The 23,551-nt window shown below is 64.3% G+C and carries 21 protein-coding genes; 12 read left to right on the forward strand and 9 right to left on the reverse strand.

The window, feature by feature from the left end; genetic code table 11:
* Nucleotides 1-23 precede the first annotated feature (23 nt).
* From ACV1FX_RS14585 to ACV1FX_RS14615, 7 genes are all read left to right on the forward strand, one after another.
* Nucleotides 24-1,025, forward strand: a complete 1,002-nt coding sequence (locus tag ACV1FX_RS14585) for a sulfate ABC transporter substrate-binding protein (RefSeq protein ID WP_473118451.1) — start codon at nt 24-26, stop codon at nt 1,023-1,025.
* A 159-nt stretch (nt 1,026-1,184) separates the two neighbouring features.
* Nucleotides 1,185-2,021, forward strand: a complete 837-nt coding sequence (gene cysT / locus ACV1FX_RS14590) for a sulfate ABC transporter permease subunit CysT (protein WP_473118253.1) — start codon at nt 1,185-1,187, stop codon at nt 2,019-2,021.
* An 11-nt stretch (nt 2,022-2,032) separates the two neighbouring features.
* Nucleotides 2,033-2,944: a sulfate ABC transporter permease subunit CysW gene (cysW, locus tag ACV1FX_RS14595; RefSeq protein ID WP_473118254.1), complete on the forward strand. Its 912-nt coding sequence runs from the start codon at nt 2,033-2,035 to the stop codon at nt 2,942-2,944.
* On the forward strand, nt 2,934-3,971 hold the full coding sequence (locus tag ACV1FX_RS14600; RefSeq protein ID WP_473118255.1) for a sulfate/molybdate ABC transporter ATP-binding protein: 1,038 nt from the start codon (nt 2,934-2,936) through the stop codon (nt 3,969-3,971). The genes cysW and ACV1FX_RS14600 overlap by 11 nt, the downstream gene beginning before the upstream one ends.
* Nucleotides 3,972-4,133: 162 nt before the next feature.
* A complete protein-coding gene (locus ACV1FX_RS14605) occupies nt 4,134-4,637 on the forward strand; it encodes a CAP domain-containing protein (protein ID WP_473118256.1) in 504 nt (167 codons plus the stop codon).
* A gap of 79 nt (nt 4,638-4,716) precedes the next feature.
* Nucleotides 4,717-5,898 (forward strand): DUF3734 domain-containing protein, encoded by a 1,182-nt coding sequence (locus tag ACV1FX_RS14610; RefSeq protein ID WP_473118257.1) that lies wholly within the window; start codon nt 4,717-4,719, stop codon nt 5,896-5,898.
* Between the two features lies 1 nt (nt 5,899).
* Entirely contained in the window at nt 5,900-6,688 is a 789-nt protein-coding gene (locus tag ACV1FX_RS14615) for a 3-hydroxybutyrate dehydrogenase (protein ID WP_473118258.1), read from the forward strand.
* A gap of 42 nt (nt 6,689-6,730) precedes the next feature.
* Here ACV1FX_RS14615 and ACV1FX_RS14620 read toward each other — a convergent pair whose 3' ends face one another.
* The 3 genes from ACV1FX_RS14620 to ACV1FX_RS14630 all read right to left on the reverse strand — a co-directional run bounded on the left by ACV1FX_RS14620 (nt 6,731) and on the right by ACV1FX_RS14630 (nt 10,193).
* Nucleotides 6,731-7,555: a sulfite exporter TauE/SafE family protein gene (locus ACV1FX_RS14620; RefSeq protein ID WP_473118259.1), complete on the reverse strand. Its 825-nt coding sequence runs from the start codon at nt 7,553-7,555 to the stop codon at nt 6,731-6,733.
* A gap of 233 nt (nt 7,556-7,788) precedes the next feature.
* Nucleotides 7,789-9,156, reverse strand: coding sequence for an oligosaccharide flippase family protein (locus ACV1FX_RS14625; RefSeq protein ID WP_473118260.1), 1,368 nt, complete (start codon nt 9,154-9,156; stop codon nt 7,789-7,791).
* 197 nt (nt 9,157-9,353) lie between these two features.
* Nucleotides 9,354-10,193, reverse strand: a complete 840-nt coding sequence (locus ACV1FX_RS14630) for a protein-disulfide reductase DsbD domain-containing protein (protein ID WP_473118261.1) — start codon at nt 10,191-10,193, stop codon at nt 9,354-9,356.
* A 182-nt stretch (nt 10,194-10,375) separates the two neighbouring features.
* Between ACV1FX_RS14630 and ACV1FX_RS14635 the strand changes: the two genes are divergently transcribed.
* On the forward strand, nt 10,376-11,020 hold the full coding sequence (locus tag ACV1FX_RS14635; RefSeq protein WP_473118262.1) for a YqgE/AlgH family protein: 645 nt from the start codon (nt 10,376-10,378) through the stop codon (nt 11,018-11,020).
* Between the two features lie 42 nt (nt 11,021-11,062).
* Here ACV1FX_RS14635 and ACV1FX_RS14640 read toward each other — a convergent pair whose 3' ends face one another.
* A complete protein-coding gene (locus tag ACV1FX_RS14640) occupies nt 11,063-11,950 on the reverse strand; it encodes a TauD/TfdA dioxygenase family protein (RefSeq protein WP_473118263.1) in 888 nt (295 codons plus the stop codon).
* A gap of 109 nt (nt 11,951-12,059) precedes the next feature.
* Nucleotides 12,060-12,839, reverse strand: a complete 780-nt coding sequence (locus ACV1FX_RS14645) for an SDR family NAD(P)-dependent oxidoreductase (RefSeq protein ID WP_473118264.1) — start codon at nt 12,837-12,839, stop codon at nt 12,060-12,062.
* 104 nt (nt 12,840-12,943) lie between these two features.
* On the opposite strand from ACV1FX_RS14645, the gene ACV1FX_RS14650 reads away from it, so the two are divergent.
* Both ACV1FX_RS14650 and ACV1FX_RS14655 read left to right on the forward strand, forming a co-directional pair.
* On the forward strand, nt 12,944-13,678 hold the full coding sequence (locus tag ACV1FX_RS14650; protein ID WP_473118265.1) for an SDR family NAD(P)-dependent oxidoreductase: 735 nt from the start codon (nt 12,944-12,946) through the stop codon (nt 13,676-13,678).
* 64 nt (nt 13,679-13,742) lie between these two features.
* A complete protein-coding gene (locus ACV1FX_RS14655) occupies nt 13,743-14,117 on the forward strand; it encodes a CsbD family protein (RefSeq protein ID WP_473118266.1) in 375 nt (124 codons plus the stop codon).
* Between the two features lie 8 nt (nt 14,118-14,125).
* On the opposite strand, the gene ACV1FX_RS14660 is transcribed toward ACV1FX_RS14655, so the two are convergent.
* Nucleotides 14,126-15,850, reverse strand: coding sequence for an SGNH/GDSL hydrolase family protein (locus tag ACV1FX_RS14660; protein WP_473118267.1), 1,725 nt, complete (start codon nt 15,848-15,850; stop codon nt 14,126-14,128).
* Nucleotides 15,851-16,008: 158 nt separating this feature from the next.
* Nucleotides 16,009-17,358, reverse strand: coding sequence for a lytic murein transglycosylase (locus ACV1FX_RS14665; RefSeq protein WP_473118268.1), 1,350 nt, complete (start codon nt 17,356-17,358; stop codon nt 16,009-16,011).
* A 235-nt stretch (nt 17,359-17,593) separates the two neighbouring features.
* Between ACV1FX_RS14665 and ACV1FX_RS14670 the strand changes: the two genes are divergently transcribed.
* On the forward strand, nt 17,594-18,469 hold the full coding sequence (locus tag ACV1FX_RS14670; RefSeq protein WP_473118269.1) for a UTP--glucose-1-phosphate uridylyltransferase: 876 nt from the start codon (nt 17,594-17,596) through the stop codon (nt 18,467-18,469).
* 113 nt (nt 18,470-18,582) lie between these two features.
* On the opposite strand, the gene ACV1FX_RS14675 is transcribed toward ACV1FX_RS14670, so the two are convergent.
* Entirely contained in the window at nt 18,583-20,082 is a 1,500-nt protein-coding gene (locus tag ACV1FX_RS14675; protein WP_473118270.1) for a GGDEF domain-containing protein, read from the reverse strand.
* Nucleotides 20,083-20,228: 146 nt separating this feature from the next.
* Here ACV1FX_RS14675 and ACV1FX_RS14680 point away from each other — a divergent pair, with 146 nt between their 5' ends.
* A complete protein-coding gene (locus ACV1FX_RS14680) occupies nt 20,229-20,492 on the forward strand; it encodes a DUF7662 domain-containing protein (RefSeq protein ID WP_473118271.1) in 264 nt (87 codons plus the stop codon).
* A 175-nt stretch (nt 20,493-20,667) separates the two neighbouring features.
* Here the strand turns inward: ACV1FX_RS14680 and ACV1FX_RS14685 are convergent, their stop codons facing one another.
* Nucleotides 20,668-23,544, reverse strand: a complete 2,877-nt coding sequence (locus tag ACV1FX_RS14685; RefSeq protein WP_473118272.1) for an EAL domain-containing protein — start codon at nt 23,542-23,544, stop codon at nt 20,668-20,670.
* Nucleotides 23,545-23,551: the final 7 nt, after the last annotated feature.

Genomic DNA, 23,551 nt, shown 5'->3' on the forward strand with positions numbered 1-23,551 from the left:
TGACGCCGATGTCGTCGAGGTCAATGGAGATGGACATGATCCGCCGTATTGTTCCGCTCGCGGCAGGCCTCCTCTGGGCAAGCTCGGCTTTCGCTGCTGACATCAACCTGTTGAACGTATCGTATGATCCGACGCGCGAGCTCTATGTCGAGTTCAACAAGGCGTTCGCGAACGCCTATCAGAAGGAGACAGGCAAGAGCGTCGAGATCAAGCAGTCGCATGGCGGCAGCGGATCGCAGGCGCGTGCGGTGATCGACGGATTGCAGGCCGACGTGGTGACGCTCGCGCTCGCCTACGACATCGACGCGATCGCGACAAAGGGTCTCACCGCGGCCGACTGGCAGAAGCGCCTGCCGCAGAATTCCTCGCCCTATACCTCGACCATCGTGTTCCTGGTACGCAAGGGCAATCCCAAGGGCATCAAGGACTGGGACGATCTGGTCAAGCCCGGCGTTGCCGTCATCACGCCGAACCCGAAAACCTCGGGTGGTGCGCGCTGGAACTATCTTGCCGCCTGGGGCTATGCGCTGAAGAAGTACGGCTCCGTCGACAAGACGAAGGAGTTCATCGGCAAGCTCTACCAGCAGGTGCCGGTGCTCGATACCGGCGCCCGCGGATCGACCGTGACTTTCGTGGAGCGTGGCGTCGGCGACGTGCTGCTCGCCTGGGAGAACGAGGCATATCTGGCACTGAAGGAGTTCGGCCCCGAGAAGTTCGAAATCGTGGCGCCGCCGCTCTCGATCCTCGCCGAGCCGCCGGTCACGATCGTCGACAAGGTCGCCGACAAGAAAGGCACGCGCAGCGTGGCCGATGCCTACCTGCAATATTGGTACACCAAGGAAGGTCAGGAAATCGCCGCGCGCAATTTCTACCGACCGCGCGATCCGGAGATCGCGAAGAAATACGAGAATTCTTTCGCAAAAGTCGAGCTGTTCACGATCGACGACGTGTTCGGCGGCTGGACCAAGGCGCAGAAGGAACATTTTGCCGACGGCGGTGTCTTTGATCAGATCTACAAGAACTGATCGGGCACTGTCCTAGAGCATGATCCGGATCCGGAGGGCCGCGTTAGCGCAAAATGCGAGGCGGTTTTCCGAGAAGATGATGCTCAAACAATAACGTAGAGCGCGATGACGATTCATTCCGATCTCATCGCGCTTTAGGAGGCTTTAGCAGGGGGCCCGGTGAGCGCAATCGCTTTACGACGACGGACATTGCCGGGCTTCGGTCTCACGATGGGACTGACGCTGTCCTGGCTGTCGATCATCATCCTGATTCCGCTCGCAGGCCTGTTCCTGCGCACGCTCGAGCTCAGCCCCGAGCAGTTCTGGGCCATCCTCTCCAGCCGCCGCACGCTGAATGCGCTGCGCGTGTCTTTCGGCCTCGCTTTCGCTGCGGCCTGCGTCAACCTCGTCATGGGCAGCATCATCGTCTGGGCGCTGGTACGTTACCGCTTCCCGGGCCGGCGGCTGTTCGATGCCATCGTCGACGTACCCTTTGCGCTGCCGACCGCCGTTGCCGGCGTCGCGCTGACCTCGCTGTTTGCCGAGAAGGGCTGGCTGGGCGCGCCGCTGGCGGCGCTGGGCATCAAGGTGGCATTCACGCCGCTCGGCATCTTCATCGCCATGATCTTCATCGGCATCCCCTTCGTCGTGCGCACCGTTCAGCCGGTGCTGCAGGATCTCGATCCCGAGATCGAGGAGGCCGCGGGCAGTCTGGGGGCCAGTCGCTGGCAGACCATCATCCGCGTGATCCTGCCCTCGCTCGGGCCGGCATTGCTGACGGGCCTGGCGCTCGCCTTCGCGCGCGCCGTGGGTGAATACGGCTCGGTGATCTTCATTGCCGGCAACCTGCCCAACGTCTCGGAAATCGCGCCGCTTTTGATCGTGATCCGGCTTTCCGAGTTCCGCTATGCCGATGCGACCGCGATCGCGGTCGTCATGCTCGTCGTGTCCTTCGTCATCATCTTCGCGGTCAACCGGTTGCAGCGCTGGGCGCAGGACCGGATACCGGCACGTTGAGGGCTGATACGATGACGATGCAGATCGCAGACTCGGTTTCGCTCTCCAGGCCCGACGCGAAAGCGCGCCTGCATGCGGTCGCGGCGCGCAAGAACCTTCGTACCGAACCGAAGGCAGTGCGCATCGCGATCATTTCCGCAGCGGTCCTCTTCCTCACCGTCTTCGTCGTGCTGCCGTTGGTCGTCGTGTTCGCGCAGGCCTTCTCCAAGGGCATCATGGCCTATCTCGCGGCGTTGTCGGAGCCGGAGGCGCTGGCTGCGATCCGGCTGACGCTGCTGGTGGCGGCGATCTCGGTCGGCCTCAATCTCGTATTCGGTCTGGTCGCGGCCTGGGCGATCGCGAAATTCGAGTTCAAGGGCAAGACCTTCCTGATCACGCTGATCGACCTGCCGTTCTCGGTCAGCCCCGTGATCTCGGGTCTCGTGTTCGTGCTCTTGTTCGGCGCGCAGGGCTATTTCGGCGGCTGGCTGCGCGACCACAACATCCAGATCCTGTTCGCGGTGCCCGGCATCGCGCTCGCCACCACGTTCGTGACCTTCCCCTTCGTGGCGCGCGCGCTGATCCCCTTGATGCAGGAACAGGGCACGCAGGAGGAGGAAGCGGCGATCTCGCTCGGTGCTTCGGGCCTGCAAACGTTTTTCCGCGTGACCTTGCCGAACATCAAATGGGGCGTGCTCTATGGCGTGCTGCTCTGCAATGCGCGCGCGATGGGCGAGTTCGGCGCGGTCTCCGTCGTCTCCGGCCATATCCGCGGCGAGACCAACACCATGCCGCTCTTGGTCGAGATCCTCTACAACGAATACCAGTTCGTCGCCGCGTTTGCGATCGCCTCGCTGCTCGCGATGCTGGCGCTGATCACGCTGATCGCCAAGACCATTCTCGAACGTCACCTGGACGAAGGACACGACGCCCGTGACCATTGAAGTCAAGAATCTCGTCAAGAAGTTCGGGAGCTTCGCGGCGCTCGACGGCGTCGACCTCAAGGTCGACAATGGCGAGCTGCTCGCACTGCTCGGGCCGTCCGGCTCCGGCAAGACGACGCTGCTTCGGATCATCGCCGGCCTGGACTGGCCGGATTCCGGTGAAGTCTCTTTCAACGGCGAGGATGCGCTTGCGCAGGGCGCGCGCGAGCGCCATGTCGGTTTCGTGTTCCAGCACTACGCGCTGTTCCGACACATGACGGTGTTCGAGAACGTCGCCTTCGGCCTGCGCGTGCAGCCGCGCGCGGTGCGGAAAGAGGAAGCGGTGATCCGCGCGCGGGTGAAGGAGCTGCTCGATCTCGTGCAGCTCGACTGGCTTGCCGACCGCTATCCGAGCCAGCTCTCGGGCGGCCAGCGCCAGCGTATCGCGCTGGCGCGCGCGCTCGCGATCGAGCCGCGAATCCTGTTGCTTGACGAGCCCTTTGGTGCGCTGGATGCGAAGGTGCGCAAGGAGCTGCGCAAATGGCTGCGCTCGCTGCACAACGAGATCAACGTCACCTCGATCTTCGTCACGCATGACCAGGAGGAGGCGCTCGAGGTCGCCAATCGGGTCGTGGTGATGGACAAGGGCAAGATCGAGCAGATCGGCTCGCCCGCTGATGTTTATGAGAGCCCGGCAACTGCCTTCGTGCATGGTTTCATCGGAGAATCCATCGAGCTGCCGGTTCAGGTTGCTGATGGCGTGGTCCGGCTTGACGGCCGGCCGCTCGGGCTCACGGCCGACGGGCTCGCGTCTGGCGCGTCACGACTGTTCGTGCGGCGACACGATATGCTGGTCGGTCCGCCCGGCAGCGGCGCCTTCGAGGGCGCCGTGCAGCATGTGCGGAACTTCGGTCCCGTGCAGCGGGCCGAAGTCGCGCTGTTTGGCGGCGAAACCATCGAGATCGACGCCCCTCGCGACAAGGAGCTACGGTCCGGCGACAAGATCGGACTCGAGCCCCGCCGCTACCGGATATTTGCGAGTTCTTGACGCTCGTCGTTCCGGGGCGATGTCAACGGGGCCGCACAAAGCGCGGCCCGCTGACAGGCTCCGCGTCGAACCCGGAATGACGAGCCAAATTTCCGTAAAATTCACCTTTCAGCCACGGTTGGTATGCAACAACGGCCCGTCTTTTTCTGGGGGCCCTGATTCATGCGTGCTGCGGCCGCAATTCTCATCGCTTTGCTTCTCGCCGGCTGCGCGGGCAACGAAGCACCGGTCGAACAGCCGTCGATGTATGCCGACATGGCGGTGGCAGGCGCGCGGCTCGATGCGCAGGCTGCCGCCGTGATGATCTCGCAGTACCGCCAGAACAACGGTCTCGGCACCGTCATCATCGATCCCGACCTGATGCGACTGGCCGAATCCCAGTCCCAGGCCATGGCGGCCGCCAACAAGATGGACCACGACGTCCGTGCGCCGCTCGCCAAGCGGCTCGCCGCGGGCGGCTATCCGGCGACCGTCGCGGTCGAAAACATCTCGGCTGGCTATCATACGCTGGCAGAAGCATTTTCCGGTTGGCGCGACTCGCCTCCGCACCGTGCCAACATGCTCAAAAACGGTGTCACAAAATTGGGCATAGCGGCGAGCTATGCTCCGAACACCAAATACAAGGTGTTCTGGACGATGATTATGGCGGCAACCGAGCCCCGATAAGCCAGTCTTGATCCCCAAAACATTGACGCCGCCGTGAACTGGGATCACGGTGGGCCGCCCTCAGTTCATTGATCCCCTCATGACCGATCATCAAGGCCCGGCATCGAACAGAATCCCCGCCAATGCGCAGCGCGTCCTGGTACTCCAGGGTGGTGGTGCGCTCGGCTCCTATCAAGCGGGCGCCTATCAGTCGCTGTGCCATTTCGGCTTCGAGCCGGAATGGGTTGCCGGTATCTCGATCGGCGCCGTCAACGCCGCGATCATTGCCGGCAATGAAGGCCAGACCCGCGTCAAGCGGCTGAAGGAATTCTGGGAGATGGTGTCGGCGCCGGTGCCGTGGAAGCCGGTCGGCAAGAGTGACCACAGCCGCGAACTGTTCAATTCCACGAGCGCCGCGCTGATCGCAACCTTCGGCGTGCCCGGCTTCTTCGTCCCGCGCGTCCCGCCCGCACCGCTCTGGCCGCCCGGCCATCCGGAAGCAGAGAGTTATTACGACACTGCGCCGCTCAAGAAGACACTGGAGCGGCTGGTGGACTTCGATCGCATCAATGATTTGAAGACGCGCCTGTCGGTCGGTGCGGTTGGCGTCACCTCGGGCAACTTCAAGTATTTCGACAATTATGAATTCAAGAAGCTCGGCAAGACGATCGGCCCCGAGCACATCATGGCCTCCGGTGCGCTACCGCCGGGCTTCCCGTCGATCATCATCGACGGCGAGCATTATTGGGACGGCGGCATCGCCTCCAATACGCCGCTCGACTACGTGCTCGACGCCGAGGTCGAACGCGACATGCTGATCTTCCAGGTCGACCTGTTCAGCGCGCGTGGCGACTTGCCGAACTCGCTGCTCGAGGCCGCCGAGCGCGAGAAGGACATCCGTTTTTCCAGCCGCACCCGGATGAACACCGACAAGAACAAGCAATTGCACAATGCCCGCAGGGCGGTGCGCGACCTGATCGGCAAATTGCCCGATTATCTGAAGAACGATCCTTCCGTCGAGTTCCTCGCCAAGGCGTCGCGCGAAAGCACCGTCACGGTGGTGCACTTGATCTATCGCAGCAAGAACTACGAATCCTCTTCCAAGGATTACGACTTCTCGCATGTCGCCATGGTCGAGCATTGGGAGGCCGGCGTGCGCGACGTGCACCTGTCGATGCGCCACAAGGATTGGCTCGAAAAGCCGCAATCCGGCGAAACCATGGTGACCTACGATCTCACGGGGGATGTCACCGCGCCCCCGGCCGCAACCAGGAGTGAATGATATGGGTAGCTTGTCAGGCAAGAACGCCGTCGTGACCGGATCGACCAGCGGCATCGGGCTCGCTTATGCGCGTGCCTTCGCGGGGGCCGGCGCCAACGTCGTCATCAACGGTTTCGGCTCGCCCGAGGACATCGAGAAGGAGCGCGCCAAGATCGAGGCCGATTTCAAGGTGAAGGCGGTCTATTCGCCCGCCGACATGACCAAGCCTGCCGAGATTGCGGAGATGATCGCGCTCGGCGAGAAGACCTTCGGCTCGGTCGACGTCCTCGTCAACAATGCCGGCATCCAGTTCGTCTCGCCGATCGAGGAATTCCCGATCGAGAAGTGGGATCAGATCATCGCGATCAACCTGTCCTCGGCCTTCCACGCCATCCGCGCCGCGGTGCCCGGCATGAAGAAGAAGGGCTGGGGCCGCATCATCAACACGGCTTCCGCGCACTCGCTGGTCGCCTCGCCCTTCAAGTCGGCCTATGTCTCGGCCAAGCACGGCATCGCAGGCCTCACCAAGACCGTGGCGCTCGAAGTTGCGACCCACAAGATCACCTGCAACTGCATCAGCCCCGGCTATGTCTGGACGCCGCTGGTCGAGAAGCAGATCCCCGACACGATGAAGGCACGCAACCTGACGCGCGAGCAGGTCATTCATGACGTGCTGCTCGATGCGCAGCCGACGAAGGAGTTCGTCACCTCCGAGCAGGTGGCGTCACTGGCGCTGTTCCTGTGCAGCGACGACGCCGCGCAGATCACCGGAACCAATCTCTCGATCGACGGTGGCTGGACGGCGGAGTAGGTGTCAGGTTCGCGGCATGGCGGGGCATTGCCCCGCCATTTTTTAGTGAGTCCAGGCCAGCGCGGTGACGATCGCCGACGACAAATTGAGTTCGGCAAACATGATCTTGCCGGCAACCACGAAGAGGACGCTCGCAAGCGTCAGGCGCAGCACCGTCTCCGGCACGCGCGTGGCACTGTAGCTGCCGAGCACGATACCGGGCAGCGAGCCCATCAGCAGCACACCCATCAGCCCCCAATCGACGTCACCAAGCGCCCAGTGTCCGGTGCCGGCCACCAGCGTCAGCGGAACAGCGTGCGCAATGTCGGAGCCGACGATGGTCGCCATCGGCAGGCGCGGGTAGAGCAGGAGCAGCACGGTCACGCCGACCGCGCCGGCGCCGACCGATGAGATCGAGACCAGCACGCCCAGCACCGCACCGGTGACCACGGTCGCGATGGCCGTGGTGCGGTCGTCGATGCCTTCGAGCGTCCTGCGATATCGCTCCATGATCGCCTTGCGGAAGATCAGCGAGGTCGCGGTCAGCATGAGCGCGAAGCACAACACCAGATTGACCAGGCCGCGCTCGGCGTCGCTCTTGAGATCGAGCTTCCACAGCACCAGCAACGTCAGCGCGCTCGCCGGAATGCTGCCGCAGGCCAGCCGCAGCACGGCGGGCCAATGCACGCTGCGCGACCAGCCATGCACCACGCTGCCGCCAGTCTTGGTGCCGGCCGCGTAGAGCAGGTCGGTCCCGACCGCGGTCGAGGGATGAACGCCGAACAACAGGATCAGCAGCGGGGTCATCAGCGAGCCGCCGCCAACGCCGGTCATCCCGACAAGCAGGCCGACGCCGAATCCTGAAGCGACGTAGAGCGGGTCAATCATGTTTGGGCGAGTCTAGGTTTATCTCGTTGGTCACGCAATACGCGTAGAATAAAGTCACTGCCGACGGCAATGGACCGCGGAAAAATAAGAAAAAATTGTGCGCCGATTGGCGATTGGTGGTGATTTTTGCTCAAATGCCCCCTCCCCACGAAATGACCGTTTTGCGGCGCAGGGCGAAGTCAAACGACGAAGGGGCCGAAAAGGTTCCGTGCGGGAGAGGTGTTTTTTGCTACCTATTGGCCAAACGCCAGCACGTGCAGGCCGAGCCGCTGCCGCACGATCCAGAACAACAGCACGGTTTCGAAGGTAAGCGAGATTGACGTTGCGGCGGCCGCGCCGTGGCCGCCGAAGCGCGGCACCAGTGCGATGCAGAGGATGACGTTCATCACGAAGGCCAGCGCGTAGGCGAGCGCGCAGATCTTCTGGTGGCCGAGCATGTTGAGGAGGCGCTCGACCGGCCCGATCGCGGCGCGCACCACGAGCCCGACAGCGGCGATGAACATGATGTCGTAACCGATCACGAATTGCGGCCCGAAAAGCCAGAGCAGCGGCCTGCCGAGCGCCAGCAGCACGGCGGTCGCGGCGAGCGAGGGCCAGAACGTCCAGTTGATGGCATGCGCCACATAGGCCGACAGGCGGCGCTGGTCGCCGAGCGCGTTGTATTCGGCAAAGCGATGCGCCGTCGTCGCCGACATCGCGTAGTGGATGAAGGACACCAGGGCCAGCGTTTTCACCACGGCGAAATAGACGCCGACCTCGTCGGAGGGGCGGAACTGCTGGAGCACCAGCACGTCGGTGTAGGACAACAGCAGGTAAAAGCTCTCGACCAGCAGGATCGGCAGCGAGATCGCAAGCCAGCCGCTGATGTCGTAGGCCTTGGGGCCGTCCTTGACGTGATCAGCGAGTTTGCGATTGAGCACGACCATCTGGCCGGTCATCGCGATCCACACTGCGCCGGCGCTTGCGACCATCGCGGCGGTCGCGCCAAGATGAAAGCCGAGCAGGAAGGCGGACGCGGTGATGCCGATGATCAGCCCCTGGCGGATGACGAATTGCGGCATCAGGCCGAGCTGCATCCAGTCGTGCGCGCGGGCGATGCCGTCCTGGGTGTTGGCGACGACGAAGGCCGGCAGCGTCATGCAGCCGATATAGAGCGGGAGCCGTGCGGCCGGATCGATCCAAGGCGAGAGCAGGAGGACGAGGCCTGCCAGCGCAAGCGAAACGGCGGTCGAGACGGCAAAGGTCAGCCAGCGGCTGCCGGAGAGAAAGCCGCGCAGCAGCGCCTGCTCGCCGCTGGTGCGGTATTCCGGAATGATCTTCTGTGCGGAAGCCGAGATGCCGAAGTCCATCATGCTGCCGAGCAGCAGGACCCAGGTCCAGACGTAGACGTAGACGCCGTAGTCGGACGTGCCCATCCAGCGCGCCAGCAGGATCTGCGACAGATAGGCAAGACCTGCGCTGATCACGCGGATGAGGAAGATGGTACCCGCGAGCCGCCGCGTCAGCGAGGCCTCGCTCGTGCCGCCGGTCAGCCTGGCACGCAGCCGCGCGATGAGGCCGACAGGCTCACTCGTTGCGGGTTGTGTGTCCATCACGGCCACGTGGAAGATCCCTGCGCTCCCGCATGATGCGGCAGGCTGGACGTAGCAACCATTCGTTAAGAAACGGTTGGGTGGGAGCACACCCTTACCAATGTCGTCCTGGCGAAAGCCAGGACCCATTGCTCCAGGGGGGAGCTATTAGAAGGGAGATATGGGTCCTGAATCTGCGCTTCGCTTGTCCAGGACGACACGGTGGGTCAATCCAGATTCACATTGAACTCGTATGACTTCTCCGGCCCCACCAGCGTGAACTTCAACGCGGCGCCGTCGGGCTTGGCGCCGGGCGGCAGACCGTCGAGTTCGAAGGTGAAGCGCTTCACGCCTGCAGGGCTGTGCTCGACGGGCGAGGGGATCGGCAGCGCCCAGTCGGGCGTAGGTCCCTCCACGAACAGGTTGACGTCGCGCCCGTCGGGCGCGGCCACGTCGACCAGCACCTTGGTCGCGCCCTCGCGCTTGACGTCGCGGATGGTCAACGGCGTGGGATCGCCGATATTGGCGGGCTTGGGCACGGTGTCGAGCGCCGCGAACAGCGCGCCGTCCTCGGTCGAGGCGACGCTGTTGAAGCCGAGCTCTGCGCTGGCTTCAACGGGGATGCAGAGCTTTTCGCAAACCGCATAGTTGATTTCCGCGCGCAGGGTCACCGGCTTGTCCGGGACCTTGGCGACGATGCGCAATGGCAGCACGATCTGGTCGTGATAGCCGATCGAATGACCGCCGGCCCCGTCGTCGAATTTCAGAGGCGCCGGCCACAGCACGGTCACAGCTTCGACATTTTCGGACTTGGAGAAGTCGAAACGCGGCGGAACGCCGGAATCGCCGGGCGTGCGCCAATAGGTCTTCCAGCCGTGCTGAAGTTGGAATGCGATACCGCCGAGCAGCACCGGGCCGCTGCGCGATCCCGCCAGGAGGCGCACGGCGGAATGGCCGTCGCGCTGCCAGGGCGAGGCATCGTCGGCGCGGACGCTCGAAGGTTGCACCGACACGAGCAAGGTTGCGGCGACGATGGTCGCGGCGTGCTTGGGAACTATGGTGAGCATGGCACGTCTTTACAGGGTCGATCCGGCGCAAACCATTGAATTGCTTGTGATGGATGCATTGGAATCAGGCTTGGGAATTTGGCCTGCAAATTAGGCTTTGGGAATTCGGTCCACGCAAGCCTTGATTTGACAGCGAGCAAGCCCGACATCAGGATATGAACCGAGAGGGGAGTGCTTCACCGATGGGTTCTGCAGGCAAGCGAACGGGAGACAGCACACCGGCGGCCGGCCCCGCCGTCCCCAATTCGGCGGGCTATCTCGACGGGCGGCTCCTGATTGCCATGCCGGTCATGGGCGACCCTCGCTTCGAGCGCTCGGTGATCTATCTCTGCGCCCATTCGGCCGAGGGGGCGATGGGCATCATCGTCAATCATCCCGCCGGCAGCATCGATTTTCCGGAGTTGCTGGAGCAACTCGGTATCATCAAGAAGGGCGCGCAGATCGAGCTGCCGGAGAACGCCGAAAGCATGAAGGTATTGCGCGGCGGCCCGGTCGATACGGGGCGCGGCTTCGTGCTGCATTCGAGCGACTTCTACATCGAGAACGCGACGCTGCGGATCGACGACGGCGTCTGCCTCACCGCGACCGTCGACATCCTGCGCGCGATCGCCAACGGCTCCGGCCCGAAGCGTGCGATCCTCGCTCTCGGCTATGCCGGCTGGGCGCCGGGTCAGCTCGAGACCGAGATCCAGAGCAACGGCTGGCTGCATTGCGATGCCGACGCGGATCTGATCTTCGGCGACGACGTCGAGGACAAGTACGCGCGGGCCTTGCGCAAGATCGGCATCGATCCCGGCATGCTCTCGAACGAGGCCGGGCACGCGTAGCTGCTGCAACACTCTTCGCCGGGACGACAGCGGGGCACGTCGCTACTCCGCCGCCTGCTGCTGCACCGTCGGCTCGGTGCCCGCCACCGTCGCCCGGCGCATGTCGCGGGGTTGCGACTGGTCGTAGCGGCGGACGCGGTGCATGGTCTGGCGGTTGTCCCACATCACGAGATCATGCAGCTTCCATTTGTGCACGTAGACGAATTCTCCTTGCGTCGCGTGCTCGTTGAGATCGCGCAGCAAGAGCCGACCCTCGGGCACGCTCATGCCGACGATCTTGCCGGCATGTGAGGACAGGTACAGCGACTTGCGGCGATGTACGGGGTGCGTGCGCACCAGGCGCTGCAACACCGGCTTGAACATCGCCTTTTCCTCGTCGCTGTATTCGGTGAAGCCGAGCGAGCCGCGCGAATACATCAGCGAATGCTCGCAGATCATTTCCTCGATCTCCGCCTTGGTCTCCTCGTCGAGTGCGTCGTAGGCCGCACGCATGTCGGCAAATTCGGTGTTGCCGCCCTTCGGGTTCACCACGCGCGCCGACAGCAGCGAGAACTTTGCAGGGATCGGCCGGAACGAGCTGTCGGAATGCCAAAGGCAATTGCCGAGGTTGAACAGATGCGTGCGGCTGTCCTTCGCCAGCGGCTTGCCGTCCTTGCCGAGATTGCTGACATCATTCAGGCCCGAGGAGAGGCGGTAGTCCTTGTCCTTGGTGACGGTGCCGCCGCGCGCATCCTCGCGCTGGCCGAAATTCAGCGCGAAAGCCATCTGCTGCTCGTCGGTGATGTCCTGGTCGTGAAAAACCAGCACCGCGTATTTGTCCATCGCAGCCTCGATCTGCTGCGCCTCATCCCTTGTGAGCGGCTGGCGCAGATCGAGTCCCGAAACCTCGCCGACAAAATGCTTCTGAAGCTGCCGGATGGCGATCGTCATTGCGATTCTCCTGGCGTTCTCCCGGGGCCCGCGAGCGGTTGGCCCGCTCTGTCGGTGAAAAGGCTATCCCCGCGTCTGCCGATGTCAACGCTCTGCGCGCACATGGCTCTCACGCGTTCCGCGCCATCAAGCCGCCATCGACCGGGATCACGGCGCCGGTCAGGAACGATGCCGCTGGCAGGCACAGGCTCAGGGTCATGTGCGCGACCTCCTCGGGGTCGCCATAGCGGCCAAGCGCGGTGCGGCGCTTGGCGTAGATCGTCTTGTGATCTTCCGGAATGCGGTCGGTGATCGCGGTGCGGATCGGCCCGGGACAGATGCAGTTCACGGTGATGCCTTCGCGCCCAAGCTCGACGGCGAGCGAGCGCGTCAGGCTCGCAACGCCGCCTTTGGCAGCGGAATAGGGGCTGTGCAGCGCGGTAGCGCCGAGCGCCTCGGTGGAGGCGATGTTGACGATGCGCGGGCTTTTCGATTTGCGCAGGTGCGGGAGAGCGGCGCGGATGATGCGCGGATGCGCCGTCAGCATCACCGCGATACCCTTGGCCCAGGCGTCTTCGTAACTTTCGTCGTCGATCGCGACGCGCACGGAAATTCCGGCATTGTTGACGACGATGTCGAGCCCGCCGAAATGCGCGGCGGCGTCGCCGACCACGTGGCCGATCTCCCTCGCGTCGGCAACGTCGAGCTTCCACGCATGGGCAGAGCCGCCGCTCGCAGTGATCTCCCTGGCAACCGCTTGCGCGCCTTCCGGATCATAGTCGGTCACGGCGACATTGGCGCCTTCAGCGGCGAACACGCGTGCCGTGGCGCGTCCCATGCCGCTTGCTGCGCCGGTAATGAGAACGGTCATTCCTCTGACGGATCGGCTGAGTTGCTTGAACTCCGGCATGCTGTTTCCTCGAGGTCTGCTTGATTATTGTTATGCAGTCGACGAGGCTGGCATCGATCTGAATACAGGTCAAACAAACCAAGAAAAGCAAAGGGAGGCCCGCGATGAACGAGCTCGATTTCTCAAGCAGGCAGGTGCTGGTCGTCGGCGGTTCCAGCGGCATCGGCAATGGCATCGCGCAGGCCTTTCGCGCCAAGGGTGGGCAGGTTGCCGTCTGCGGCACCCGCGCCCATGCGAACGACTATTCGGCGGAAGAAGGCTCGGATCTCACGGATCTCACTTACGCCCAGCTCGACGTCAGCGACGCCAGGGCGATCGACGCGTTCAAGCCGTCGTTCGAACGTCTCGACGTGCTGGTGCTGGCACAGGGCGCAGTGATCTATCGCCGCGGTGAATTCGAGATGGCCGGCTTCCGCAGGGTGCTCGAAGTCAATCTCATGAGCCTGATGGCCTGTGCCACGCGCTTTCATCCCATGCTGCGGGATTCGCGCGGAGTGCTGATCATCGTCTCGTCGACTGCGGCCTATCACTCCACCATGGGCAATCCGGCCTACAATGCCTCGAAGACCGGCGCGGTTGGATTGACGCGCACGCTCGGCGAAGCCTGGGCCGGGGAAGGCATCCGCGTCAACGGCATCGCGCCGGGGCTCGTCGATACCAAGATGACGAAGGTCACGACCTCCAATCCCCAGCGGCTCGAGAGCGCACTGTCACGCATTCCGCTGCGGCGATTAGGCACGCCGGCCGACATGGCCGGCGCGGCCTTGTTCCTGGCTTCACCGTTGTCGTCCTACATCGTTGGCCAGACCATCGTCGTCGACGGCGGGCTCATTCTCTGAGCGACGATACGGAACTGCGCTGCGGCTGATCGGTTACTTCGGCTGACCCCCGAGGAGGACCAACATGGACAACGATCGGATTGCCGGATCAGCCAAGGAGTTTGCCGGACGCGTCGAAGGTGCGGTCGGCGAGATGACGGGAGACGCGAAGACGCAGGCCTCGGCCAAGGCGCGCGAGGCGGCCGGCACCGTGCAGAACCTGTACGGCCAGGCGAAGGATGCCGCGCGCGATGCCACGGATACCGCTGCCGGCTATGCGAAGGACGCTTATGACGCCGGCCAGGATACATTGCGCGACGGTACGCAGGCACTTGCAAAGAGAGTGCAGGACAACCCGCTCGGTGCGCTGCTGGTCGCCGGCGGTATCGGCTTCGCGCTCGCGCTGTTGATGTCGCGGCCAGCTCGCCGCCCGCCGTCGCGTTGGCGTTACTACAGCTAGCCTACGGGTTATCGCGGCGGATTGAATTCCGCCGATCGCCCCACGTTGGCAGGCGGACGCGGGATGGCGGGATTGGGAGTAGGATTGCGCGGCGGCTGCGGCGCCAGTTGACGCGGAGCCGGCGGCGAACCGAAGCCGAAGAAATCGCGCAACGACGGCGTCGCCTGCGCCGGTTGCTGTGCCGGCGGTTGCACGGGCGGCTGCGAAGATGGCTTCTTGGGCGCGAGCTTTGGCGGCGCGATCGCGGCGGCTGCACTCGGCGTTGCCGCATTTGGATTGGGGGCGCTGCCCTCAGGCGTCGTCGCCGCGACCGGCGTATCGCCCTTGGCCTGCTCGCGACCGACCTCGCGCCGTGGCCAGGCATAATCGTCGGCGCGGCCTGCCGGCGGCGTTAGCGGCTCGCCCTTCACCAGCGTCTTGGCCGCGAGTGCATCGACGGCGGCCGGACGCGATCCCGGTCCGCCCAACAACTGATCGGTCGCGATCGAGGCCGCAACCAGCGGCACGATCGGTCCCGCCAGCGGCCGCGGCGCGGGCTTGCCGGGCTCGGCGCTGGTGTCGGGCGTTGCCGGCTCGCTGGGCAAGGCGATCGGGCCTGAGCGCCCTGCCAGCAGACGCGTAATCTCGCGCTCGGCATAATGGGCGAGCTTGCGTGCGCCAGCCTTGGTGAAATAGACGCCATCAGAGGTGCGGAGCTGACGGATCTGGCCTTCGAAGTCGGGACCCTTCTGGAGGAAGCGGCCCGCTTCGTCGACAAAGCCGTCCCAGACGTCCACATAGGTGATGCCGCCCTTGGCCGCGCCTTCGCGATAGAGCGAATCCAGGAACAGCATGTCCGCCGTGCCCTTCGGACCGCGGATCGCGGGCAGGCCGACCCAGAGCACCGGAACGCCCTTGGCCTTGAGCACGCCGATCAGCTCCTCGATCTTCTTGCCGTAGAGCTCGACCCAGCGGTCGTCGCGGAATTCATAAAGCCCGTTCGGCGAGCGCGCGGTCTTTTCCGGCGCCGCGGTCTGCGGCGCATCGGCATTGTCGGCGTCGTCCTGCGGCAGGTCGGTGTCCGCAGCCTTGTCGTCGGATTTGGCAGCGGCATCCGTGCCGGGCTTGGCGTCGGTCTTGGCGTCGCCCGGCTTGCCCTGCGGCTTGGCGCGCGCGCCCTTGTCATTCTTCTTGTCCGCGGGCTTGTCGGACTTGTCTGCAGCGGGCTCACGGATCGCCAGGCGGTCGTTCAGGCCGAGCATGACGACGATGACGTCGGGCTTCTCGGTTTCGAGAATGCCCTTCGCCGCGGCAGCCCAGTCCGAGGGCTCGCCCTTCGGCTGGTACTTGATCAGGCCGGACGTGGTCTTGTGCTTGCGGATCACGCCCATGTCGGGCTGCTCGGTGTAGGCATCCTCAAGGCCATAAGCGAGCCAGTCGGCCATGGAATCGCCGATCACGAGCACATTGCGCTCGGGGATCGTGTCGCGCTTGGCAGGCGCGGGCGCGCGCGAAAAATCCTGGCGCGGTGCCTGCGGCTGTTGCTGCTGGAAGGGCGCGAAGAAGTCGCCGCCGAACCAGCCGCCGCCGCTGCGGGGCGGGGCGGGTCGCGATGGTCCGCCGAAGCCGGGGAAGTTGAAGAACTGCGCCGACGCGGGGCCGGCAACCGACACCATGATCGCAAGCGCCGTCCCCAGCGCGATCAACGGGCCGGTCTCGGTCAACGCCTTGAAGAATGATTTCGGCTTCGACATGGGTTCGGAAGGCGCGCCACGGTTTCGGAATTGGACTGATATAATAACGGAATCGGGCCGCAAACGGGCAGATTTGATTACGTCATACACCGGGGAACCGCTGCCCTCGTCAAGGGCGGAGCCCGGATTTCGTGCTCAGGGTTACTTTCGGGACGGAATTACCGCCCGCGCAGCCGTTCCAGCATGTCGGAGGAGGCAAATCCGTCCGCGGGAGCCCCGATCGAGGCCTGGAAGTTGCGAAGGGCGTCCCGGGTCTGGCCGCCGAACTGGCCGTCGGGCGTGCCCTTGTAAAAGCCGCGCTGGACCAGAAGCTGTTGCAATTCCAGGCGCTCGGCGCGGGACAGCTCCCGCTCCTGCCGCGGCCAGGCCTGCACGAAGGGCTGGCCGCCCCGCAGCCGGTCGGCGAAATGGCCGATCGCCAGCGCATAGGCCTCGGCCGGATTGTACTTCATGATCACGCGGAAATTCTGCAGCATCAGAAAGCCCGGCCCGGCGGCGCCGGCGGGCGTCAGCAGATAGGCCTTGTCGGTCGGGTGCGGGAAGGGCTGGCGCGTGGCGCGCGCGATGCCGAGATGCTCCCACTGCGCGATCGTCATCGCCTTGGCGCGGTCGGCCAGCATGTAGTTGAAGCCTTGGGGCACCACGACCTCGTAGCCCCAGCTCGCGCCGCTCTGCCAGCCGTCCTTCTTCAGATTGTTGGCGGTGGAAGCGATCAGGTCGGCCGGATTGTCGACCACATCGCGTCTTCCGTCGCCATCGGCATCCACCGCGAAGCGCTTGAAAGCGGTCGGCATGAATTGTGTCGGGCCGAACGCGCCGGCCCAGGAGCCGCGCATTTGTTCAGGATTCAGATCGCCACGGTTGAGGATTTCCAGCGCGGAGAGGAACTCATCCCTGAAATAGGCCTGGCGACGGCCGATGCAGGCCAGCGTCGCGGTCGATTGCAGCACGCTGCGGTCGCCCATCTGGGTCGAGTAGTTGGATTCGATACCCCAGATCGCCGCGATGATATAGCGATCGACGCCGTAGGCTTTCTCGGTGGCGTCGAACTGCGCCTTGTACCTGGCAAGGATCTCCTTGCCCTTGGCGAGGCGGTTGTCGTTCACGAGGATGTCGAGATAATCCCAGATCGACTTGGTGAACTCCGGCTGCGAATCCAGGAGATCCATGATGCGCAGGTCCGGCGTGAGCCCCGCGGTGAAGCGCTGAAAATTCTCCTGGGTGATGTTGCGGCGTGCGGCATCGGGCCACATCGATGCAACGCAATTGTCAAAATTGGCGGCCGCCTCGCGGATCGCGGCTGCGGTCATCAGTGGATGGCCGGAGGCGCCGTCCTCGCCGCTCCAGGATTGACTTCCCGTCTGCGTGCCGCCTGGACCGGGTGCAGGTTGCGCGGGCGACGAGCCGGAGAAGATGCCGCCGAACAGGTTGGACAGGCCGTTTGATCCCTGCGCGCGCGCTTGAGCTGGGAACAGGAGGGCGGCCGCAACCAGGGTTGCGCCGGTCATTCCTGCAAGTCCTGCCATCGATCGCATCATGTCCCACCTGTGCGGCCAAAATCCGGCTGGAGGAGGCCCTTGTTACGGTTGCCAACACCTTAACAAAGGTGAAATTTTGTAGACGGCCTTTTCCTTTGAATCCCGCGGCAGGGGGCCCAACATCCGCCTTTGTTACCGGCTGCAAACCGGCTAGCAAGATGTCATTGCTCCACGCCCGCACGTCGCAAGGTATTCGATCAATCCCATGAAAATCCGCAAAGCCGTATTCCCCGTCGCCGGCCTCGGCACCCGCGTGCTGCCCGCCACCAAGGCGATGCCCAAGGAAATGCTCACCATCGTCGACAAGCCGCTGATCCAGTACGTCTATGATGAGGCCAGGGAGGCTGGGATCGAGCATTTCGTGTTCGTCACCGGGCGTAACAAGAACGTCATAGAAGACCATTTCGACCGCATGTTCGAGCTCGACTCTACGCTTGCGGCGCGCGGCAAGAAGGCGGAGCAGGAGGTCCTCGCGCAGAACCAGCCCGAGGCTGGCGCAGTCAGCTTCACCCGCCAGCAGGCGCCGCTTGGCCTCGGACACGCGGTCTGGTGCGCGCGTGACATCGTCGGCAACGAGCCATTCGCGGTCGTGCTGCCCGACGAACTCGTGCTCAACACGCCGGGCTGCCTGAAGCAGATGATCGAGGCCGCAAGCCAGCTCGGCGAGAAGTCCAACGTGCTCGCGGTCGAGGCCGTGCCGGACCATCTCACGCATCAATACGGCATCTGCGGCGTGGGAAAACGCACCGGCAAGATCTTCGAGGTCGACGGCATGGTGGAAAAGCCGCCGAAGGGCACCGCGCCCTCCAACCTGTCGATCACCGGGCGCTACATTCTCCAGCCCGAGATCTTCAAGATCCTGGAGACCCAGGAACGCGGCGCCGGCGGCGAGATCCAGCTCACCGACGCCATGATCGGGCTCGCCAAGTCGCAGAAGTTCTATGGCGTCGAGTTCGAGGGCGAGCGCCATGATTGCGGCTCCAAGGCCGGCTTCCTGCGCGCCAACATCGCCTACGGCCTGAAGCGCCCCGAGCTGCGCGACGGCCTGCTCGCCGAGATGAAGAAGTATCTGGGCGGATAGCGAGCTGCCCCTCAGGCGTCATAGCGAGCGAAGCGAAGCAATCCAGGCTGTCACCGCGGCGAGAGTCTGGATTGCTTCGTCGCTTCGCTCCTCGCAATGACGGTGTGGTGCGATCACGCCACCAGCGACAATTTCGGAATGTTCGCGACCACCGACTGGTTGCGGCCGCCGGCCTTGGCGGCGTAGAGCGCCTTGTCGGCGGCGGTCACCAGGATGGACCAGTCCATGCCGGCCGCGGGGACGAGGCTCGCGATGCCGCAGGAGACCGTCGTGCTCGCCTGGTCGTCGGACCAGCCCCGCACCTTGCTGCGGATCGTCTCGGCGATCTTGAATGCATCGCCTTCCGAGGTGCCCGGCAGCAGAACGGCGAATTCCTCACCGCCATAGCGCGCGGCGCAATCGCCGGCGCGGCGCACCGAATCGGAGATGCAGATGGCGATGCCGACCAGCACCTGATCGCCGGCCTGGTGGCCGAACGTGTCATTATAGGCCTTGAAGTGATCGGCATCGATCATCAGAAGCGCGACCGGCGTCTTCTGGCGCATCGCGCGCCGCCATTCGACGTCGATGACGGAATCGAACTTGCGGCGATTGCGAAGGCCCGTGAGCGCGTCGGTGGTCGCCATCTCCTCGAGCTTGTTCTCAGCCTTGGCGCGCCGGCCGATCTCGCGCGCCAGCACCGCCGTCGAGCCCAGCACGAACAATACGAGCACCAGCACCACGGCGCCGATGCGCAAGGCCTCCTTCTGCCAGAGCTCGAACACGGTGCTGAGCGGCTTGCCCGCGACCACGAACAGGGGGGTAGTGGCACTGCCGCTGCGGACATAGAGGCGCGGCGTTATGTCCACCGGGCCCTGTCCGGCATAGGAGCCGCCCTCCTTCAGATTGTCCGCCTTCCAGTTCTGCCGGTCGTTCAGATTCCTGCCGATCACGTCGAGATCGAACGGCCGCCGCATCATGATGGTGCGGTCGCGCTTGAGCACGGTGATGGTGTCCTGCGGATCGAGGCTCAGCCGCTCGAACAGTTCGTGGAAGTAGCTGAAGCGGATCGAGCCGGCGACGACACCCATGAAGCCGCCGTCCTGATCGTTGACCCGCCGGCTCAGCACGATGGCATAGGCGCCGCGAAACAGCATCGGACGGCTGATGAACAGCCCCGCATTGGGGTTGTCGCGATGAACCCTGAAATACTCCTCGTCGGCGCGATTCTCTGCGATCGGGTCGAGCGTGGATGCATCGATGGTCAGCTTGCCGTCGGCGTCGAACACCTGAATGGCGCCAAAGTGCTTGGCAGTCGTGGCGTGGTCGAACAGGATGAGCTGCCGGATCGATTTGCTGACCGTCCCGATCTCCGGCAGCAGCATGTTGCTGGCCACCGCCCTCAGGGACAGGTCGTAGATCTCGATGTTGCGGCTGATGTCGGCCTCGATGGTCGTGGCCAGGTTTTCCAGGGTCTGGCGGGCCAGCGCCTCCTCGCCTCGGCGCATGTCCAGCATCACGTTGACGCAAATGGCGGAAAAGCCGATCACCGTCACGACCGACGAAATGATCAGCAACTTCGCCGAGATCCGCCACGGCCGTCGAGCCGTGCCTTCGCGCCATCCAGCCAGCATCGCTTGCTCCCGACACTAGTGGATGCGCCTGAAATCTTGAGTAGTCTTTAAACCGGGACGCCGGCGTTGCAATCAGTTAAGAAACGGTTTCCGGGACTGCCGCTTTTCGGCAAGGGCAGGGCTCCGATGAACGATCGAGGACGACGGTGAACGACTACGACGCGTTGCGCGATTATCTGAAGCGGCAGAAGCAGATGGAGCTCGTGTTGAGCTTTGACCAGATCGAGGAGATCATCGGCGCAGCCCTGCCGCGTGCGGCGCAGCGCGCCTCCTGGTGGGACAGCCTGCGCAGCCCCGACATCCAGATGCCGCAGCGCGAAGCCTGCCTCGCCGCAGGCTTCGCGGCGACGCGGATGCCGGACGGCAAGAGCGTGAGGTTCAGGCGGATGCCGAGCGAGAAGCGGCGCTAGTCAAGCAGCGTACTGTCTTCCCTTCTCCCCTTGCGGGAGAAGGTGGCGCAAAGCGCCGGATGAGGGGTCTCTCTCTGCGAAAAAAACCGCGTGAGGTTCTCTCGCGGAGAGAGACCCTCACCCCCACTCGCTTCGCGAGCGGACCCTCTCCCGCAAGGGTAGAGGGAAAGACAGACTAGCTCGCCGCTTCCAGCCGCACTTCTGTGAGCAGCCGCATCGCGGCGTCGGCATCCATCGGCTCGCCGAAGGCGAAGCCCTGGGCGTATTCGCAGCCGAGCTGGTAGAGCTCGACCGCATCCGAGTCGGTCTCGGCTCCCTCGGCCACCACGTCCATGCCGAGATCGTGCGCCAGCGCGATGATCGATTTCAGGATCACCGGGCGGGTGCCGCGGTTCGTGGTGCGCACGAAGGACTGGTCGATCTTGATGGTGTCGAACGGGAAGCGCTGGAGATAGGAAAGCGAGGAATGGCCGGTGCCGAAATCGTCGAGCGACAGTCCGGTGCCGAGCTCGCGTATCCGCGTCAGCATTTGCGCGGCATGCTCCGGATTCTCCATCACCAGCGACTCCGTCAATTCCAGCTTCAGCGTGCCGCGTGCCACCGAGGAGCGCGACAGCACGGTGCGGATGTCGTGAATGAGGTCGTGGCGCAAGAGCTGCCGCGAGGAGACGTTGACGGATGCGAAGATCGGCTCGCGCGCGCGCATCGCGCGCTGCCAGATCGAAAGCTGTTTTGCGGTCTGGTCGAGCACGAACATGCCGAGGTCGACGATCAGCCCGGTCTCTTCCGCAATCGTGATGAATTCCGACGGCGACATCCGCCCGAGCTTTGGATGATCCCAGCGCGATAGCGCCTCGAAGCCGGCGATCGAGCGGTCTTCCAATCGCACGATCGGCTGGTAGAGGATCGTGATCTCCTGCCGCTCGATGGCGCGGCGAAGCTCGCTCTCCAGCGTCAGGCGGTCGGTCTTTCGCGCGCGCATCGCCGGCTTATAGACGTCGATGCGGTCGCCGCCGATGCGCTTGGAATGATACATCGCAAGCTCGGCGTCCTTGATGATCTCGTCCGTAAGCTGGACCTGCGGATCAGAAAGCGCGAGGCCAATCGAGGCGGTGAGGAAGATCTCACGGTCGTTGAAGGCGATCGGCGCGCGGATGGTCTTGCGGATGGTCTCGGCGAAGGCGGTGATGCGGGCGGGATCCTGTTCCGACAGCAGGATCAGGCCGAACTGGTCGCCGGCAAGCCGTGCCAGCGTATCCTGCGGCTTGAGGATTCGGGTGAGGCGGCGGGCGAGCGTGAGCAGGATGGAATCGCCGACCGCGATGCCGACGGAATCGTTGACCTGCTTGAAACGATCGAGATCGATCACCATCAGCGTCGGCCGCAGCGTCGGCATGGTCTTGGCGAAATTGGCGACGGCGCCGAGACGGTCCATGAACAGCTTGCGGTTGGGCAGGCCGGTCAGGTTGTCATGCACGGAATCGTGCAGCAGGCGTTCTTCGGCATTGCGCAGCTCGGTGACGTCGGTGAGCGTGCCGACAACGCGCGAGACCTCGCCGTCGGAGCCGACCACGGGCCGTGCCTTCAGCGCGAACCACATGAAATGACCGTCCGGCGTGCGCAGGCGGAAATCCTGCACCAGGCGGCCGCGGCGCTGGTCGAGCACGCTGTCCAGCGCGGCGCGGAAGCGATCCTGATCCAGCGGATGCAGCACCTCCAGCCAGGTCGCGGCTGGCCCTTCCAATGTGCCGCGTTTCAGGCCGAGCAGTGCTTCGGTCTCGGGGCTGGTGAAGACCTTGTCGGCGGAAACGTCCCAGTCCCAGATCAGATCGCCGGAACCGGCAAGTGCGAGCGCCCGCCGCTCGATGTCGGACACGACGCCGGTGGTGGCGCCGCCGCCGGCGAAGGCGTGCTGCATGACCGTGAAGCCGATCAGCATCACGATCAGCACGAGGCCGCCGAGCAGCGCGGGTCCGACGATGTCGTTGGTCACGGAGCCGGCGACCGTCATGCCGGCCGCGACCACCCAGATTACGAGCAGGAACCAGGTCGGGATCAGCAGCACCGCGCGGTCGAAGCCGTGGGTCGAGAGATAGACGATCAGCGCGAAGCCGGCGAAGGCGATCAGCACCAGCGAGATGCGGGCGATGCCGGAAGCGACAGCCGGGTCGAACAGGGCGAGCGCCACGAGGGAGCCGAGGAAGGCGAGCCAGCCCACCGTGATGTGCGAATAGCGCACGTGCCATCGGCTGAGGTTGAGATAGGCGAACAGGAACACCAGCAGCGTCGCCGCCAAGATCGCTTCACCCGCCGCGCGCCAGATGCGCTCGGCGTTGTTCGACATGTCGAGCACCTTGCCCCAGAAGCCGAAATCGACGCCGATATAGACGAGCACCGCCCAGGCGAGCGCTGCGGCCGCCGGGAACATGATGCTGCCTTTCACCACGAACAGGATGGTGAGCACGAGCGCAAGCAGGCCGGAGATGCCGATCACGATGCCCTGGTAGAGCGTGAACGAGTTGACCTTGTCCTTGTAGGCTTCCGGCTCCCACAGATAGAGCTGCGGCAGCTTGTCGGTGCGCAGCTCCGCGACGAAGGTGACGACGGAGCCGGGGTCGAGCGTGACGCGGAAGACGTCTGCGGTCGCGCTCTCCTGGCGCTCGGGCCGGTCGCCGATCGAGGGCGTGATGGTCGCGATGCGCGACAGCCCGAGGTCGGGCCACAAGAGACCCGACGAGACGATGCGGTAATGCGGCGCGACGATCAGGCGGTCGAGCTGGTCGTCGGTATTGTTGGCGAGCGCGAATACCACCCAGTTCTGGCCGCCCTCACGGGCGCGCACCTCGATGCGGCGGACGATGCCGTCGGTGCCGGGCGCGGTGGATACCTGGATCCGGTCAGCGTCGCTGCGCTGGTGCTCGAGCACAGCGGTGAGGTCGATCGCGGGCGCGTCGCTGCGGACGCTGACGGCGTCAAGCGCGCGTGCTGGGGACGCGGCGACAAGAATCATGAGGCCCAGCGCAATGGGCGCGAGGCACCTGATCAGACGCAAGGTCAGT

The sequence above is a fragment of the Bradyrhizobium ingae genome (genome assembly GCF_055791185.1).